The following is a 15,960-nucleotide window of genomic DNA, read 5'->3' as shown; positions in this document are numbered from 1 at the left end:
TGCTGCCACCGGATTTCCATGGGCGGAGGGCTGACCCGAGACCTGGATAAGGCTGGATGAGGGCGGGGCTCAGGCCGTCCGTATCGACCGGTTCTCCTTGAGGCGGCTGTAGATGCGTTCCGGGGTCAGGGGCAGCGCGCGGTAGCGGACGCCCGTGGCGTCGTGGAGCGCGTTCGCCAGGGCGGGGGCCACCGGGTTGATGCAACATTCCGCCATCCCCTTCGCCCCCATGGGCCCGAAGGAATCCGCCGACTTCACCAGGAGCAGTTCCGTGCGGGGGACGTCGGCGTAGGTGGGGATGCGGTAGTTGCGGAGGTTCGGGTTGGCCATGGCTCCGCCCGCGTCGACCTGGTAGTTCTCGGTCAGCGCGAAGCCGATGCCCTGGGCCACCCCGCCCTCCACCTGACCCCGGACCTGCGCCGGGTTGATGACGACGGCCGCGTCGGTGGCCTGAACGCTGTAGAGGATGCGGATCTCGCCCGTCACCTGGTGCACCGCGATCTTGAATCCCTGCGTGTTGGACACGACGCTTCGGGGCGATCCGTAGGCCTTGCGTGCGGCGGTGAACCGGATTCCGCGCGCGCGGGCCAGCGCGACGAGTTCGGCCAGCGGCACGTGCTGGTCCCCGCAGACGACTTCCCCGTCGCCCAGTGAGCACATGACCACGTGGACACCCGTGTGCGTGGCGGCGAATTCGAGGATGCGGTCGCGTACGGCGTTGGCCGCGCGGAGTACGGCGTTGCCCGCCACGAAGAGTCCCGCGCTCGCGAACGCGCCGGTGTCGAATCCCGTGCGGTCGGTGTCCGACTGCACGAGGCGAATGCGCGAAGGCGTCGTCCCCAGTTGGTTGGCCGCGATCTGGACGTGCGCGGTCGACGTGCCCTCGCCGAACTCGACCGTGCCGATGGCCAGTTCGTACACGAGGTCGTCGCCGAGCGTGACCCAGGCCTCGGAGAGGTGCTCGGTCGGTGGCGCGGTCTCGTGCAGGGAACTCGCGACCCCGGAGCCCACCAGCCACCCGGCGCCGGGCGGCGGCTCGTTGACCGCACGGGCCAGGGCGTGAGCCACGAGATCGACGCACTGGCCGAGCCCGTTCTCGTTGAACATCACGTCGTCGGGGCCGTCGTGCATGGCGACGAGAGGGTCGCCCGGCCGCACGATGTTGCGCCGCCGCAGTTCGAGCGGGTCGAGGTGCAGGGCGCGGGCCAGTTCGTCCATCGCCGATTCCACGGCGAACGCGGGCTGCGTCATCCCGTAACCGCGCAGCGCCCCGCTCGGCACGGTGTTGGTGTAGACGGAGAACCCGTCGAACTTCTTGTTGGGGCAGCGGTAGATCATGATGGCGGCGCCGCCCGCGTACAGGGTCTCGCCGCCGTGGTTGCCGTAGGCGCCCGTGTTCGACACATTGCGGACCTGGACGGCCGTCAACGTGCCGTCCGCCTTCGCGCCGAGCCTGACCGTCAGCTTCATCGGGTGCCGCGGCGACGCCGTCGTGAACTCCTCCTCGCGGGTGTACTCGAAGCAGACGGGTCGCCCGGTGTCCAGGGCGGCGAGCGCCGCCAGATCCTCCGAGATGACCTCCTGCTTGCCGCCGAATCCGCCACCGACCCGCTTGCAGAACACGCGGAGCTGATCCGGGCGAAGCGCGAAGAGATGCGAGAGCTTGACCTTCGCGATCGACGGCGACTGCGAACTGGTACGCACGTTCAACCGGCCGTTCTCCACCCAGGCGATGGAGCCGTGGGTCTCGAGATGCGCGTGCTGCACGCGGGGTGACGAGTACGTTCCTTCATGGATCACGTCGGCCTCGGCGAACCCCGCGTCGACATCGCCGATGTGCGAATGGATCTCCAGCAGGATGTTGCGGCCGGAATCGCGGACGAACGGGTCGTCTGTACTGTGCAGTTGGGGAGCGCCGTCGGCCATCGCGGCCTCGGGGTCGAACACCGCCGGCAGTTCCTCGTACTCCACCTCGACCCTTCGGCAGCCCTCTTCCGCCGCGCCGACCGTGTCGGCCACGACCGCGGCGACGCGCTGGCCGACGAAGCGGACCGTGTCGTCGAGGATGTACGTGTCGTCCGGATCGACGAGGTGGTCGGTGTGGATCGCCGTCGAGAACCGCCTGCGCGGCACGTCCTCCCAGGTGTAGACGCGATGCACGCCCGGCACCGCCAGCGCGGCGGTCTTGTCGATCGACACGATCCGTGCGTGCGCGTGCGGCGAGTGCACCACCTTGAGGTGCAGCAGGCCTTCGACATCGGTGTCCATCGTGAACTCGGCGCGCCCGGTCACCACGTCGTCGCCCGCCGGGGCGCCGACGCTCGTCCCGACGGCCTTTCCCGGCGCGGCGGTCTCGACGCCGGTGACACCCTTCACGGCGTCCTCGATGGCCCGGTAGCCGGTGCAACGGCAGAGGTTGCCCTTCAGCGCTCGAGGCAGGTCCGCTTTCTGTGTCTCGGTGAAGGTAGCCGACGTCATGATCATCCCTGCGGTGCAGAAGCCGCACTGGAACCCTGGGCCATCGCGGAACTGCCGCTGCATCGGGTGCAGTTGTCCGGGAGGCCCGAGCCCCTCGATCGTGGTCACCTCATGGTTCTCGGCGCGGAATGCGGGGGTGATGCAGCTGTGTACCGGAGCGCCGTCCAGCCACACCGTGCACGCGCCGCAATCGCCCGCGTCGCAGCCCTTCTTGACGCCGGTGTGCCCGAGCGACCGCAGGAAAGTCCGCAGACACTGGCCGGGGCCAGGCTCCTCGTCGAAACTCCTGCCGTTCACGACGTACGTCATGGCACGTCACCGGCCGACAGTTCGCGTCGAATCTCTTCGGCGAAGTACTTCGTCAGGTGGCGGCGGTGATCGGGGGTCCCGTTGGGATCCGCGAACCAGAGGCCGGCGGGGATGGCGTCCATGCTCTGCCGCAGCGTCGAGGCATCGGGCAGGGCATCGAAAGCGAGGCGCACAGGTCGTGTCGTACCGGCGGTGACGGTGAGCAACAGGTCGCTCGTGCCCGGTGTCTGAGTGCCGACGAGGAAGACCGTCGAACGGCCGAGACGGGTCAGCGCGAAGCGGCGGTGGGCGGTGCGTTTCCTCAGGGCATGGGCCGGAATGTCGACGCGCCGCAGGATCTCCCCGGGGCCGAGCACGTTCTGATGGTCGCCGGTCACGAAGTCGAGGGCATCGACGGTGCGCGCGGAACCGTCGGGAGACCACAGCTCGTACCGCGCCTCCAGCGCGACCGTCAGCGTGATCATGGGCCCGGCAGGCAGGGACAGGCAGATATTGCCGCCCACGGTCGCCGAATTCCATACCTTGAACGAGGACAAGAAGGCTTCGCAGCTTTTCGCGAAAAGAGTGCCCGCGGTCCAGTCATCCGGAAAAGCAAAGGAATACAGATCGCGAATGGTGCACGTCGCGCCGATCTCGAGGCCGGTGCGGTCGGCGACGAGGGGATCCCAGCCCAACGCCGTCAGGTCGACCAGCCGGCGCAGGCTCGGCTGCTCCACGGAGAAGAGCCACGTACCACCGGCAAGCCACGCATCGCCTTCGCGCCAGTCCGCGCCGGGCCGGTTGAGCGGGCGCCGGACGACTTCCGTGATGGTGTTGAGGTCCATGGAGACTGGTCTCTCGCGCGGTAATCGTGCGACGGATATTCCCCGAGCATCGCGAGAATTCAAGTGTCGTTGGAATTCCCTGTGAACTAGACTACGCCGTATGGGTATCCGTGCAAGCGGCAGCGCGACCGTCGTGACCTCCCAGAAGGTGCGCGCCGGACTCGACGAGGAGTACGGCCGCTGGCAGGAGAAGGTGAACCGGGCCGTTCGGGACTTCGACGGTTTCAAGGGGACGGAGACCTATCCCCCCGGATCGGGCGAGGATCACGAATGGGTTGTCGTGTTCCGTTTTGCCGGGACGGACCAGCTCACGGCGTGGCTGGACTCCGCCGCCCGCCGCGAGTTGCTCGCCGAGGGCCGCGCCTTGCTGGACGGCACCCCGACCCAGGAAGTCCTCGCCGGTGGCCATATCGAGGAGCCCGACCGGGAGGAGGGGGTCACGGCGGTCATCTCGCACGACGTGCGGCCGGGCAGGGAGCAGGAATTCGAGCGCTGGCAGGAAAAGGTCCTGAGGGAGCAGGAGAAATATCCGGGATTCATGGGAACGGAATTCTTCAAGCCCGTCGAGGGAATCCAGGACCACTGGGTGGTCGTTTTCCGATACGACACGCGTGAGCATCTTGACGCCTGGCTGGACTCCAGCAACAGGGAGCGCCTGCTGGAGGAGGGGCGTGACTATTTCGCGTCCTACGAGGTCCGCAAGGTGGGGACGGCTTTCGGCGGCTGGTTCCGGTTCGGCTCGGACGAGGGCGAGGAGGTCCCGCCCAACTGGAAACAGGCCATGACCGTAGTGCTGGCGCTCTATCCCACCGTCATGGTCCTGAATCTGACCGTGGGTCACGAGTTCGACGTCCTGGGCGTCCCCGGCTACCTCGGCCTGTTCTTCAGCAACATACTGAGCGTCAGCATTCTGACCTGGCTGCTGATGCCGCTGGTGAACCGGGCCCTGGCCTTCTGGCTCCGGCCCGGCCGGACCCGCCACGTACGCCTCGACGTGGCAGGCGCGGCGCTCGTGGCCCTGTGCTGGGCCCTGACCGTCCTCGTCTTCGCCCTGACGACGGGCTGACGCACGCGTTCTTTCCCGCGGACAGGGACAGGGTGCGGCCTGCCACCTCCTTCGGTGATCTCCTTGCCGAAGATGTTCCCGGACGGTGATCCACTTCTGGATCTCGTTGGTTGCCTCGTAGATCTCGTAGATCTCGCGGATCTCCGCAAATCTGCGAGATCTTGCTTTCGCGGTAGATCGCCTCGACCGGTCCCGGCGTACCGTCCGCGCTGGGCTCGTCGCAGTGGCGGTGACCTGCGGCGAAGACGTGCCGTGGGGCCGCAGGCGTAGCCTTGAATTCAGACATTTCGGTACTGGGCAGGTCGCATGGCCACGATGCACGCATCATGCGAGACCGGTCATAAGAACCCTTTCGACACGACCACAGCAGCGATGATCGTGCTGGATGCGCAGGGGAGAGTGACTGGCTGGAGTCCTGGAGCCCGCAACCTCTACGGTGCCGACACCCGAGATGTGCTCGGTCGCCCGGTGAGCGAGGTTCTGCGGGATGTCCGTGCCCGGGGTGACAGGCTGCAGGGCGTCGGGGCAGCGGGGGCACCGGCACCCGGGGACGCCCGGACCGAGAGACGTACCGTTCGACGCCCGGACGGGGCGCTGGTGGAGACGGTCTTGCGCGTCTTTCCGGTGGAGCAGGACCGGGGGAGGCCCGCCTGGGTCCTGATGGCGGCGGCAAGCGACCGCTATCAGGAGTGGGTGACCGACCAGTCGATGTTGTCCGGGCTCTTCACACAGGCTCCCGTGGGGCTCAGCGTCTACGGCCCCGACGCCCAGCTCAACTGGGCCAACGACGTCGTGCAGCAGGTCATGGGCTGGCACGCCGGCGAATGGGAGGGCCAAGCCAACAGTGTGCTCTATCCGCACGGCGCCATCCTGTCCCCTCCTCGGTACCACGAGACGGAGGAGGTACTGGAGGAAGTGCTGCGCACCGGCGAAGCCGTGCTCGACGTCCATTGGCGCGGGCCCACCCCCGCCGCCTGCGAGTACTACCGGGTCTACTCGTGCTCGTACTTCCGCCTGCAGGACGACGCGGGCCACCCCCTGGGCGTCTGCGAGGCGTCCGTCGACGTCACCGATCGCTACGAGGCACAGACTCGCCTGGCGCTGCTCAGCCGAGCCAGCGGGATCGGTACCACGCTCGACGTCGGGAAAACGGCGGAGGAACTCGCGGGGCTCGTGGTTCCGGATCTCGCCGACTCCGTACGGATCGAGGTCGCGGAGTCGGTCCTGGCCGGAGAAGAGGCCCCGTCCTCGGCCTCCGTTGCACCGACGGGGCTACGGCTCATGGCGGAGCGCACCACGAGCGCCCCGTCCGTCGAGCAAAGTGATGCCTTGCTGGGTGTCATCGGCAGTCGGCCGATGACCGCGCACCAACGCCTGCTGGCCGTGCCCCTGCTCCTGGGCGGCAGCACGCTCGGCACGGTCACCCTCCTGCGGCAGCCGCCCCGTGCACCGTTCACCGAGGAGGACCGCGCCCTCGCCGAGGAACTGGCCTCGCGCACCGCGGTGTGCGTGGACAACGCTCGCCGCTACGTTCGCGAGCACACCACGGCGCTGAAACTGCAGCGCGACCTTCTCCCGCGAGAACTGCCGCAACCGAGTGGCATCGAACTCGCGCACCGCTACATCCCCACCACCGGTCCTCTCGGAGTCGGGGGCGACTGGTACGACGTGATTCCGCTGTCGGGCGCCCGCGTCGGGCTGGTGGTCGGTGACGTGGTGGGGCACGGGGTGGACGCCGCGGCCACCATGGGACGGTTGCGCACGAGCGTGAGGGCACTGGCAGCCCTGGACCTTCCGCCGGACGAACTCCTCACCCGGCTCGACGACTTGGTGGGTCAGGCGCGCGTCGGAATACACCGGACGCCGGGCGACGAGGGGACGGACAGGGCGCTCGGGGCGACCTGCCTGTACGCCGTGTACGACCCCACCTCCCGCACCTGCGCCATGGCCAGCGCGGGCCACCTCCCGCCGGTCGCCACCGGCCGTGGGACAGGCACCCGGCACGCTGAACCGCTCGACCTGCCCACAGGCCCCCCGCTGGGCATCGGCGGGCTGCCTTTCGAGAGCGTGGAATTCGAGTTCGCCGAGGGTGCTGTGCTCGCCCTGTTCACCGACGGAATCGTCAAGGCGCGCGGCCGGGACGTGGACGAGGGGGTGGTGGACTTGTGCGGCGCCCTGGACGCCTCGGGCGGGTCCCTGGAGAAAGCGTGCGACGAGGTGGTCTCTCTGTGTGCCCCGGGATCCGCCGATGACGATGCCGCGCTGCTGCTGGTGCGCGTCCACGCCTTCCCCGAGGACAGCGTGGCCTCCTGGGATGTCGCCGCCGACCCGGCCGAGGTGGCCGGAGTCCGCGCACTCGTCCAGGAGAAGCTGGAGGACTGGGGGCTGGACGAGGCGGCGTTCGTCTCAGAACTGGTCGTGAGTGAACTCGTCACCAACGCCATCCGGTACGGCCGCCCCCCTGTCTCCCTGCGCCTGCTTCGGGACGTCGACCGCACACTGATATGCGAGATTTCGGACGGGGGTCACACCTCTCCGAATCTCCGCCACGCCGGCGACGAGGACGAAGGAGGGCGGGGCCTCTTCCTGGTGGCACAGCTGACCGCCATGTGGGGCACGCGCTACGACCGCCAGGGCAAGACGATCTGGGCCGAGATCGGGCTGGGGCAGGAAGTACCACTGGACCTGTTTCCGGAGCCGTGAATTCGATTCCTCGCCCGGCCCGGAGTCCGAGGAGCCTCTCGCGGTGCGGAGTCGTGCTCTCGGATCTTCCCCGACACCCTTTCGCCCCGACGTGACGCGACCGGGATCGCACGGCGCAGAGCCCGGAAGAATCCCATCGGCGGACGACACCGTGACGGCAGTCCAAGCACTGGAGTACGTCCGCGAGAGGGTGGTCACCCCGTCCCTCGTAACGCGCCGCACGCCAGGCCGAGTTGCAACCGATCGCCTGGGCTGGGAGGAGCGCCCAGGCGTGCCGTGGGGCGGTGATGTGGAGGTGGTGTGTGTGGCGGACGACGTGCGAACCTTCATATAAACACTGCGTGTTAGCCTGCCCGCGGTCGCGATCGAACGCATACGGGGGAGGCACGGTGGGCTCGGACGGCTACCAGGTCAAGGCAGGTATGACCGGCCAGGCCCAGCAACTCGACGACGCCGGCACGGACATGGACGGCGTCAGGTCGGCCGTCAAGTCCCGCACGAGTTACTCGTACGGCGATGTCGGCGGCGATGACGCCGCGTCGGCGCTGAACGCGTTCGTCAAGGCATGGGAAGCGGAGACCAAGACACTGGCGTCGGCGTTGCACGAGCTCGGCGGCAAGGTGCAGTTGGCCAAGAAGACCTACCACGGCACCGACGGCCTGGTGAAGACGCGCGCGGACAGCGTCCCCGTCGGCGGCATGAGCAGCCTCACTGGCACATCGACGCAGGGCGGGCGCACCTCGGCCCTGTCGGGCTACTGAGGAAGCGGGCCGGTGTCGTTCTTCTCCTTTCCCCTCGACTCCCCTTCCTTCCGTCTCGAGTGGCTCGCCGGGCTGTCCAAGAAGATGCTCGGTGCCGGGAGCAAGAACGAGCTCCTCGACCTGATCGACGACGCCCTCTCGGTGCCCGAACCGGGCGGCGACCAGGGCGTGCTGGAGGGCCTGGCAAGCCTCTACCGCGGCCAGGTCGACCCGGTCGGCAGCGTCTTCGACCAGGTCGACCGGGTGGGCCGCAAGGGTCTTCCGGAGGTGTGGGTCGGCGACACGAGCGTCCTCGCCTCCGACGTGGTGAACGCCGCCGGACGGTCCGCGACCCAGATGAGCGAGGCGTTCCAGGGTTGCGCAACGGTGCTGCTGACGCTGGCCGACGCGATCGGCGCCGCGCAGCGCAAGGACGAGCAGGGCCGCGGACAGCTGCTGGAGCAGAAGAAGACGCTCGGCGGCAAGGACGGTTTCTTCGACGACCTGCACGAGAACGACGAGGAGGAGTGGGACCGCAAGAACGCCGCCCACTTCGGTTCCTACGCGGTCGACCGGATGCACACCGCCGTCTCCGACGCGCAGGAGGCCACCCGCGTCGCGGCCCGGGACCTGAACAAGTGGGCCGCCGAGGCACGGGCCGGGAAGATGGAGACCAGCGAACTCACCGCCGTCGACAAGCTGATGCTCGCCGACACCGGCGTCGCGGGCGCCGACACCGAGCTGAACGAGATCCTCACGGCGGGCGACCTGGCGCGCGCGTCGACGCGTATGGACCAGCTGAACCTCGACGACGAGACGGCCATGGAGCGGATGCTCGCGAAGTCGGACAACCCGCAGGAGCGGGCCTACCTGATGAAGGCCCTGGCCGCCGGCCACAGTGTCGCCGAGATCGGGACGTTCCAGGACAAGATCCACGGCAAGGACCCCGACTGGCTGCGCCGGCATCTCACTCCCGTGGTCACCGCCACCGACAGCATGAACGACGAGGGCCTGGCGTCGGACGGCGGGAACAACAACAAGGATGCTGTCACCTTCGACGGCCAGCAGTGGATCCAAGGCGGCGACGGCTCCGAGGGCACCTGCGTGGCCTCGTCCACCGTCACGTCCCGCGCCATCGTCGACCCCCTCTACGCGCTCGACCTCACCGGCGGCCCCGACGGACAGCAGGACGACCCCGACGCCTTCAAGCAGCGCCTGGTGGCCGAACAGCACCGGCTGCACACCGAAGGCGACGGCGGCAAGAACTGGGGCGGCATGGGGTCCGAGGGGCAGGAACGGATCAACGACACCGCCGTCGGCAGCGCCACCGGCAGTGACTACCAGCGTCAGGACCTGAACAGCGCCGACGACCGCAGGGCGGTCCTCACCGACGTCGAGAAGTCGGTGGCGCAGGGGCGGCCGGTGCCGGTCGACGTCTCGGGCAAGGAGGGCGCCCACGCCATGACCATCATCGCCCAGGAGGGTGACATGCTTCAGGTGTACAACCCCTGGGGCACGACCACCTGGGTCAGCGAGGACGACTTCATCAACGGCCACATGGGCAAGGCTTCCACCAGTGATCTCCCCAACGCGTACAGCGTCTATCTTCCGCGGTAGCAGGGGCGGTGCCGCGATCGCGGCGACCGCGCTCCTCGCTCTTGCCACGGGCTGCGGCTCGGGCAGCGACGAACCGGCCGGCGGTTCCACGAGCACCGCGGGCCACCCCTCGGCCACCACGCGCCACCCGGTGAAGGACACCAGCATCACCGCGGAGCCGGGCGAGCGCTTCACGCTCACCGTCGACCAGAACGCCTCCACCCGCGAGTACTGGTACCTGGTCGACCCCGAGCCCGACAGCTCGGTGCTGGTCAGCCGCGGCCAGGACTCCGCGTCGGACTCCGGTGACGAGCCGGTGGCCGGCGCCGGCCACCGGCTCACCTTCACCTTCGAGGCCAAGGGCAAGGGGACCACCCGATTCACGCTGCTGCACTGCACCTTCACCACCTGCCAGGGCAATACCTCCGCCCGGCCCCCGGAGACCACCGGACCCTCCGCCACCCCGACCACGGGGGCGGCCACCCCCTCCCAGGCCCCCGAGCGCATCACCTACACCGTCACCGTCGACTGAGCCGCAGCGGAACAGTCAGATGAGACGAGACACCCGAGGCCCCGCCATGAACGACGACGCCCCGTACCCGCCGGACCGCACGGACGACGAGCTGGCCCGGCTCGACATCACCGTCCTGCTGCGTTATGGCCTCACCGCCGCGCCCGGCACCCGGCGCACCGCCCTGTTCGGCGACGGCGCGGCGGCCGCGGCCGTCGTCCTCGACCGCCTCGGCACCGAGCCGCGCTCGGTCGCCTTCCTCGCCGACACCGTGCGCGCCGGCGGACTCGCCCGCGCCGCGGAGCTGCCCGAGCCCCTGCCCCACCGGGAGGCGGCCGTCCTCGTACGGGAGTGGCTGCGGGCCGGCACCGAACTCGTGGGCGGGATCGCCGCCGACGACACCGCGGCCGCCTGGCTGCGCGCGGTCGCGACCATCATCGAACTGAAGCAGCTGACCCGGGCGCGGGGCCGGAGCACGTGATCTGAGCAGCCGATCCGAGTACGGCGGCGGCGACGGCAGCCGCGCACAGGGGCCCCACGTCGACCGCGGGCAAGGCCGGGGCGGCAGGCGCACCGGTACCGGCCGCCCCGGCCGTGCTGCTCGCCGTGTCCGTCAGCCGGTCGTCCCGGTCTGCTCCGGCGCGTTCTGAGGGGTGATCACGTGCCAGAGCAGGCCGACCACGCCGGTGCCGACCGGCTGGTGGTCGGCGGTGTACCGGTACAGCGGGGAGCCGGCGTACGTGACCTGGTCGCACACAGTGCCGTGAGGCTGGTCGACGGGGTGCGCAGCGAACCCCCCATTCCGACGACGAGCGGGGAGCGCGCCATCCTGGCAACTCCTTCAGAGCATCTCCAGGGGCGTGGGCCCGCTGGGCGGCGGGAACGCCTCGTCGAGGGCGTCGAGCGCCTCGGCAGGAAGGTGGAGGTCCGCCGCGCCGCGGTTCTCCCGAACGTGGTCGGGTGATCCGGAACGCGGGATCGCGGCCACCCCCTGTTCCAGCACCCAGGCGAGTGCCACCTGGGTCGGCGTGGCTCCGAGGGCCTGGGCCACGGCACCCAGAGCCTCGACCTTCAGCAGCCGCCCCTGCTCGATCGGGGAGTAGGCCATGGCCGTCACGCCGGTCTCGCGGCACCAGGGGAGCAGATCCCACTCGATGCCGCGCCGGGAGAGGTTGTACAGCACCTGGTCGACGGCCACGGCGTCGCCGCCGGGGAGGGCGGTGAGCTCGACCATGTCGGCGACGTCCAGATTGCTCACGCCCCAGTAACGGATCTTCTCCGCCTCTATCAGGTCGGTGAATCCCGCAAGGGTCTCCTCGAGTGGCCACCCTCCCCGCCAGTGCAGCAGGTAGAGGTCCAGCCGTTCCGCACGGAGCCGCCGCAGGCTGCCCTCGCAGGCGGCGACGGTGCCTTTCCGGTCGGCGTGGCCGGGCAGCACCTTGCTGACGAGGAAGACCTCCTCCCGGCGTCCCCGAAGGGCCTCCCCGACGAGCTCCTCGGCTGCGCCGTCGCCGTACATCTCCGCCGTGTCGACGACGGTCATGCCCAGGTCCACGCCCAGCCGCAGCGCGGCGATCTCCTGTTCACGCCGGGCCGGGTCCTCGCCCAGGTACCAGGTGCCCTGCCCGAGCGCCGCGATCTCCTCACCGGAGGGGAGCGCGATTGTTCTGGCCGATTCCGCAGACATCTCGTGCCTCCCGTCTGCCGCGGATCCGTGTCACGCGCACCCCCACCGAGTGCCCAGGTCCGCGCCTCCCAGGCAACCGGTGTCGCATACGCCGCAGGGAGGTCAGGAGGGGGGAGGGGACTGCGCCGAGAGCGCGCCGGGACCGGGTGCGCGATCGCGCAACGCGACGGCGACCGACACAACGGCGCCGCAGGAGAGGACTGCCGCGAAGCCGATCATCGCGGTCTGCACGGCGAAGTGCCGTAGGGCGATGCTGAACAGGACGGAGGGCAGGCCCATTCCGAGGTACGCGACGACGAAGAACACGGCGAGGACCCCTGCGCGTGAGGCGGGCTCGGCCACTGAAACGGCACGTTCGACGCCTCCCTTGAACAGCAGCCCTGAGCCGGCTCCCGACAGGGACACGGCGACCAGGTAGAGCCAGAGCGCCGGATGGTAGAGGGCGACGGCGCACAGGACCAGGCCGACCGGGAAGACCACTGCCCCCACGGTCAGGACCCGGGGCAGTGGGAGGCGTCCCAGCACCAGCTGGGCGGCCGCCGCGGAACCGAACATGAGGAAGGCCGCCAGGCCGACCACGAGGTGCGAGTCGGTGTGCAGGGTGCCGTGGAGCACGCTCGCCCCGAGGGAGGAGATCAGGCCGAGGATCGCGAAGGCGAAGGCGCCCAGCGCGCCGGCCGCGCCGAACGTCCGCCGGCCGCCGGGGCGCAGGACGAACCTGCTGGGCGGTTCGGCCGCGGGCAACTCCAGGTCCACGGTCTCCGGGGTGCACAGCACCAGCGCCAGGCACACTGCCATGGCGAGCGTGAAGATCGCCTGGGTGGTGATCAGGGGCGTCGGAAGCCACTCGGCGGCGGCTCCGGCGACCAGGGGCCCTGAGGCCAGGCCGCCGAGGTTGGCGGCGGTCGCCACGATGCCGGGCAGCACCGAACCCGTCCGTTCCGGACGGGCCTCGTGGTGGAGGTCGTGCAGGTACGTCGTCGCGGTCGAGGCCATCAGCCCCAGTCCGACACCGTTCAGGATCCTGCCCGCGATCAGCCCCGGCAGGTCACGCCACACGATCAGTACGACCGACGCGAGGATGCCGACCAGCAGGGCCGGGACGATGATGCGCCGTCGGCCGAGCCGGTCCGACAGGTGTCCCAGTCCGAGGAAGGCGGCCGCTGCGCCCACGACCATCGAGGCGTACGCCACCGTGACCGTGGTCGCGCCGAAGTGGTCCCGTGCTTCGTACAGCGGCCACAGCGGGGTCGGCGCGGTGCCGAAGGCCATCAGCACGGTGAAGGCCACCGCCACGAGCCAAAAGCCGGTCGCGTGTGAGGCACGGCGCCGGGCGGGGGCGCGGGGCGGCAGGTCGGCGGGAGCGGGTGCTGGGACCCGGTGGGTCGGGTCGCCGGGAGCGTCGGTTGTGGGACGGCTCAGCGGCGTCGGAACGGCAGGCAGGGGTACCCCTCCTCGTGCGGAAGTGAATGGTGCTTTCCATTGTCCTCACCAGCCAGGATCAATGCCAACGAATGTTTTTGCTGGTCTCAAGCAATGTGAGTGATACTTCTCGTGTGGAGCTACGTCAGCTGGAGCACTTCATCGCGGTCGCCGAGGAGCTGAGTTTCACGCGTGCCGCCCGTCGGCTGCACGTGGTGCAGTCGGGGGTGTCCGCCGCGATCCGCTCCCTGGAGCGCGAGCTCGGCTGCGCGCTGTTCGAGCGCACGTCGCAGCAGGTCCGGCTCACCGGGGCGGGCGCGGCGCTGCTGCCGGAGGCTCGGGCCACCCTGCACGCCGCCCAGGCGGCCCAGGACGCCGTGCGCGCCGCACAGGACACGCTGCGCGGCACGGTGAACGTGGGCGCCATGGCCTCGGTCGAGGTGGTGGACCTGCCTGCGCTCCTCGGGCAGCTGCACGCGCGGCATCCGGCGATCGACGTCCGGCTGCGGCTGGCGACGACCGGCTCGGCGGGACTGGCGCACGCGCTGCTCAGCGGGGACCTGGACGTGGCCTTCCTGTCGCTGCCCGAGCACAAGCCCGCCGGGATCGACGCACGGGAGCTGGCCACCGTGCCGCTCGTCCTGGTGGTGAGCGCCGCCCATCCGCTCGCGCAGCGGGGGGAGGTGGCACTTGCGGACCTCGCGGGGGAGCCCTTCGTGGACTTCCCGCCGGGCTACGGCAACCGCGAGGTGGTCGACCGGGCGTTCGCGGCGGCGGGCGTCGTACGCCGGGTGGCACTGGAAGTGCCCGACATCGACATGGGGGCGGCACTGGTCCGGCACGGCCTGGGCATCGCCTTCCTGCCCGCGTTCGCCGTTGCCCGCACCCCCGGCCTGCACGTCCTGGACGTGCACGGCACCATGCTTTGCTGGAGCATGCATCTCGGCACGTCGTCGACCCGGCGGCCCAGCTCGGCCCTGCGGGCGCTGCTCGGCCTGGTCGACCTCCACGTCATCGCCCTGTGACGCCCGGGCCGCGGCCCGGGCGTCACAGGGCGGTGGTGTCCGGCCCCCTGCGTCCGCCTCGCTCCGGCCGCGACATCTGCCGCAGCATCCGCTGACGCTCACGCTGCCGTCGTCCAGGACGAGGCCGTGGCATTGGCCAACACCTCCCCCTACGGCCTGGGAGGCGCGGTCTTCGCCGCCGACCCGGAACGTGCTCGCGGGGTCGCGGGACCGGCTGGAGGCGGGCATGGTGTGGATCAACCACCCGACCGGAACTGCCCTTCGACGGCATCAAGAGCGCTCCGGCTACGGGCGCGAACTCGGCGACGTGGGCATCGTTGAATTCGCGTACCGCAAGCTCGTGCGCTACGTGGACGCCGACGCCCCGATCGAAGAGGTGCTGGGCTGACCTCCGAGCCGGTCGACCGCGCTCGGCGGATGCCGTGCCGACCGTCAGAGGCTGAAGCGCTCCTTGCCGAGGAAGGGACAGCTCGCTCTCGAACAGCACCGAGGGCGCACGCCCGGCCGTGTCGTCGCCCGCGTCATGTAACGAATCCTCGCGATAACCGCCGCATCTGGCACAACGACCACACAGGACAGCTGTCCTGTGCTCACTGACGGCCGTGTCGGAGTCCGAGGGTGCGTTCCACATAGAGATCGAACTCCCGTGAAGAGCAAGGACATTGACATCGAGGCCAACGGTCCCGAACTCGTGGTCACCGGAGAGATCAAGGAGCGGGAACGCAAGGGCGTCCTGCGCCGCAGCACCCGCCGCGTCGTTGCCTTCGAGTACCGTTTGCGGCTGCCGGGAGAGTTGCATCCACAAGATCAAGGCCGGCATGCAGGACGGAGCGCTCAGCATCACCGTCCCCAAGGCCGAAGCCGTCAGGCCCCGCCGGGTCCAGATCAGCGAGTCCGGCGAGGGCGCGCGCGAAGACGCCGCCCAGAGCGGCGGGCGGCGGGACCACCGCAGCCTGAGACCCCACCGAGCCGGCGGTGCCGGACCAGTGTCCGTCACCGCTGCCGTCGCGACGGCCCGCACGGTGCGGTTGGTCGGCATGGTCTCGACCACACGTCAGAGCCCGGGCTACCGACCGGTCATGGCCCGATCGCCCACCGCATCCGCCCCCGGCCGCATCCACGTCCAGATCGCCGAAATGCCCGAGGGTCAGCGCTACTTGTGGACCGGGCGCGCCGTCACCCGGCACCGCGGCGGCTGGGGCGACCCGGCAAGACCTTCGCCATCGGCCTCGGCTGCGAGATCCGTCACGCCCACCGTCTCGTCTACGCCGACGGCCTCGACCTCACCCATGTCTCCGCGGCCACCCACATCGGCATGGGCTGCCGCGTCTGTGAACGCCTCGACTGCCCCCAGCGCGCCGCACCACCCCTCGGCCACCCGCTGCGGATCGACCAGAACACCAGCACCTTCGTGCCGTACCCCGTGACAGAGGACATGACCTGACCTGGCCGGCACTCGTATTCTCGCGCGGCATCAGAAAAGTCAGCAACGGGTCGGTGTGAGTCCTCGAACACCTGGCGACAGCTGACCGAACATGCGAATCGATGTAACCTCCGAAGACCGCCCTTGACCTGCAATAGCAGGCAGGGAGCAGACGA

At 69.7% G+C, this 15,960-nt stretch carries 13 protein-coding genes and 1 pseudogene; 9 read left to right on the top strand and 5 right to left on the bottom strand.

Annotated features, from left to right (window positions below; translation table 11 throughout):
* Window positions 1–69 precede the first annotated feature (69 nt).
* Both OG456_RS01395 and OG456_RS01390 read right to left on the bottom strand, forming a co-directional pair.
* Window positions 70–2,787, bottom strand: coding sequence for a molybdopterin-dependent oxidoreductase (locus tag OG456_RS01395; RefSeq protein ID WP_266556397.1), 2,718 nt, complete (start codon window positions 2,785–2,787; stop codon window positions 70–72).
* Entirely contained in the window at window positions 2,784–3,611 is an 828-nt protein-coding gene (locus tag OG456_RS01390; protein ID WP_266556395.1) for a xanthine dehydrogenase family protein subunit M, read from the bottom strand. The genes OG456_RS01395 and OG456_RS01390 overlap by 4 nt, the downstream gene beginning before the upstream one ends.
* Window positions 3,612–3,711: 100 nt before the next feature.
* On the opposite strand from OG456_RS01390, the gene OG456_RS01385 reads away from it, so the two are divergent.
* From OG456_RS01385 to OG456_RS01360, 6 genes are all read left to right on the top strand, one after another.
* Entirely contained in the window at window positions 3,712–4,677 is a 966-nt protein-coding gene (locus tag OG456_RS01385) for an antibiotic biosynthesis monooxygenase (protein WP_266556393.1), read from the top strand.
* Window positions 4,678–4,983: 306 nt separating this feature from the next.
* On the top strand, window positions 4,984–7,380 hold the full coding sequence (locus tag OG456_RS01380; protein WP_323136275.1) for a SpoIIE family protein phosphatase: 2,397 nt from the start codon (window positions 4,984–4,986) through the stop codon (window positions 7,378–7,380).
* Between the two features lie 389 nt (window positions 7,381–7,769).
* Window positions 7,770–8,141, top strand: a complete 372-nt coding sequence (locus OG456_RS01375) for a hypothetical protein (RefSeq protein WP_266556389.1) — start codon at window positions 7,770–7,772, stop codon at window positions 8,139–8,141.
* A 12-nt stretch (window positions 8,142–8,153) separates the two neighbouring features.
* Window positions 8,154–9,737, top strand: coding sequence for a peptidoglycan-binding protein (locus OG456_RS01370; protein ID WP_266556387.1), 1,584 nt, complete (start codon window positions 8,154–8,156; stop codon window positions 9,735–9,737).
* The gene (locus OG456_RS01365; protein ID WP_266556385.1) at window positions 9,697–10,248 is read left to right on the top strand and encodes a protease inhibitor I42 family protein; all 552 of its coding nucleotides are present in this window, start codon (window positions 9,697–9,699) and stop codon (window positions 10,246–10,248) included. The genes OG456_RS01370 and OG456_RS01365 overlap by 41 nt, the downstream gene beginning before the upstream one ends.
* A gap of 19 nt (window positions 10,249–10,267) precedes the next feature.
* Window positions 10,268–10,708 (top strand): hypothetical protein, encoded by a 441-nt coding sequence (locus OG456_RS01360; RefSeq protein ID WP_266556383.1) that lies wholly within the window; start codon window positions 10,268–10,270, stop codon window positions 10,706–10,708.
* Between the two features lie 132 nt (window positions 10,709–10,840).
* On the opposite strand, the gene OG456_RS01355 is transcribed toward OG456_RS01360, so the two are convergent.
* The 3 genes from OG456_RS01355 to OG456_RS01345 all read right to left on the bottom strand — a co-directional run bounded on the left by OG456_RS01355 (window position 10,841) and on the right by OG456_RS01345 (window position 13,336).
* Complete coding sequence (locus OG456_RS01355) at window positions 10,841–10,984, bottom strand: hypothetical protein (protein WP_266556381.1); 144 nt, start codon at window positions 10,982–10,984, stop codon at window positions 10,841–10,843.
* An 84-nt stretch (window positions 10,985–11,068) separates the two neighbouring features.
* Window positions 11,069–11,914, bottom strand: coding sequence for an aldo/keto reductase (locus tag OG456_RS01350; RefSeq protein ID WP_266556379.1), 846 nt, complete (start codon window positions 11,912–11,914; stop codon window positions 11,069–11,071).
* Between the two features lie 102 nt (window positions 11,915–12,016).
* A complete protein-coding gene (locus OG456_RS01345) occupies window positions 12,017–13,336 on the bottom strand; it encodes an MFS transporter (RefSeq protein WP_323136389.1) in 1,320 nt (439 codons plus the stop codon).
* A 134-nt stretch (window positions 13,337–13,470) separates the two neighbouring features.
* Between OG456_RS01345 and OG456_RS01340 the strand changes: the two genes are divergently transcribed.
* From OG456_RS01340 to OG456_RS01330, 3 genes and pseudogenes are all read left to right on the top strand, one after another.
* Window positions 13,471–14,361 carry a LysR family transcriptional regulator gene (locus tag OG456_RS01340; RefSeq protein ID WP_266556375.1) on the top strand — a complete coding sequence of 297 codons (891 nt, stop codon included), beginning with the start codon at window positions 13,471–13,473 and terminating at the stop codon, window positions 14,359–14,361.
* A 226-nt stretch (window positions 14,362–14,587) separates the two neighbouring features.
* Window positions 14,588–14,749, top strand: a complete 162-nt coding sequence (locus OG456_RS01335; protein ID WP_266556373.1) for a hypothetical protein — start codon at window positions 14,588–14,590, stop codon at window positions 14,747–14,749.
* Between the two features lie 712 nt (window positions 14,750–15,461).
* Window positions 15,462–15,805 (top strand): annotated as a pseudogene (locus tag OG456_RS01330) (DUF2083 domain-containing protein); the annotation flags it as partial.
* Between the last annotated feature and the right edge of the window lie 155 nt (window positions 15,806–15,960).

This window comes from Streptomyces sp. NBC_01446 (genome assembly GCF_026340095.1).
In the GTDB taxonomy this organism is placed as follows: Bacteria; Actinomycetota; Actinomycetes; order Streptomycetales; family Streptomycetaceae; genus Streptomyces; species Streptomyces aureus.
Note: the sequence above shows the minus strand (reverse complement) of the source record. Positions and strands in the feature narration are given on the sequence as shown.

Bases quoted from the DNA above. Each gene is read 5' to 3' on its own strand.
- OG456_RS01380 (WP_323136275.1), top strand. From the start codon at position 4,984: ATGGCCACGATGCACGCATCATGCGAGACCGGTCATAAGAACCCTTTC.
- OG456_RS01350 (WP_266556379.1), bottom strand. From the start codon at position 11,914: ATGTCTGCGGAATCGGCCAGAACAATCGCGCTCCCCTCCGGTGAGGAG.
- OG456_RS01395 (WP_266556397.1), bottom strand. From the start codon at position 2,787: ATGACGTACGTCGTGAACGGCAGGAGTTTCGACGAGGAGCCTGGCCCC.
- OG456_RS01390 (WP_266556395.1), bottom strand. From the start codon at position 3,611: ATGGACCTCAACACCATCACGGAAGTCGTCCGGCGCCCGCTCAACCGG.
- OG456_RS01335 (WP_266556373.1), top strand. From the start codon at position 14,588: ATGGTGTGGATCAACCACCCGACCGGAACTGCCCTTCGACGGCATCAA.
- OG456_RS01360 (WP_266556383.1), top strand. From the start codon at position 10,268: ATGAGACGAGACACCCGAGGCCCCGCCATGAACGACGACGCCCCGTAC.
- OG456_RS01385 (WP_266556393.1), top strand. From the start codon at position 3,712: ATGGGTATCCGTGCAAGCGGCAGCGCGACCGTCGTGACCTCCCAGAAG.